Origin of the sequence: Streptomyces sp. DH12, from assembly GCF_020873895.1 — a bacterium.
Classification (GTDB): domain Bacteria; phylum Actinomycetota; class Actinomycetes; order Streptomycetales; family Streptomycetaceae; genus Streptomyces.
The window spans coordinates 1-650 of the sequence record NZ_JAHWGT010000382.1 but is presented as its reverse complement, the minus strand read 5'-3'; the positions used below and the strand labels follow the sequence as shown (position 1 = coordinate 650).

Here is a 650-nt window from a genome sequence, read left to right as displayed (position 1 = left end):
TCGATCAGGGCGCCGTCGACCCGCGTCTCGCAGAAGTCGCGCAGCTTGGCCAGGAACTCCTCGCCGCGCCGGACGTCCTCGTCGGCGGGAAGGGGGTGGGGGTGGATGAGGTCGGGCCGGAAGCGTCCGAGGAACAGTTCCTTGGCGAAGCTGGGCTTGCGCCAGTCCTGCTCCCTCGCCGCCTCGGCGACCTGCCGGGCCTCACGTTCGGTGACGGTCGGCCTGGACGGGGCCGCGGGTGTCTCGGGTACTGCGGACATGAGGCTCACCTCGCCGCGAATAGGATGGAGTCATTGCGGTACGGACCGGTGCTACTCGATCGTATGTACCCGATTCGTAGCGACCCCACCACCCTTCGTGCCGCCGTCCGGCCGATCCGCGCACGGCGGCGACGGCGGGGAACTCCCCCGTCGAAGCGCTTCGACTGTCTGGACATCACGACCCTGCGGAAGCTAGGGTCGAACCGGTTTCCACAAGCCTTTTCATCGTTCCAGCGCCCCGTCGAAGCGCTTCACAACCCTGGGAGATGCCGGATGGTCACCCTCGCCGAGGTCGCCCCGCACGCCGGAGACTCGGCGAGCACGGTGAGCTACGTCCTCAGCGGCAAGCGGTCCATCTCCGCGACCACCCGGCAGCGCGTCGAGCGCTCC

At 68.8% G+C, this 650-nt stretch carries 1 protein-coding gene and 1 pseudogene; one reads left to right on the top strand and one right to left on the bottom strand.

The features are described from left to right. Positions 1-260, bottom strand: a pseudogene (locus tag LPA54_RS34695) (acyl-CoA dehydrogenase); the annotation flags it as partial. A gap of 273 nt (positions 261-533) precedes the next feature. Here LPA54_RS34695 and LPA54_RS34690 point away from each other — a divergent pair. After that, a partial coding sequence (locus LPA54_RS34690; protein ID WP_228984606.1) for a LacI family DNA-binding transcriptional regulator occupies positions 534-650 on the top strand: 117 nt, incomplete at its 3' end.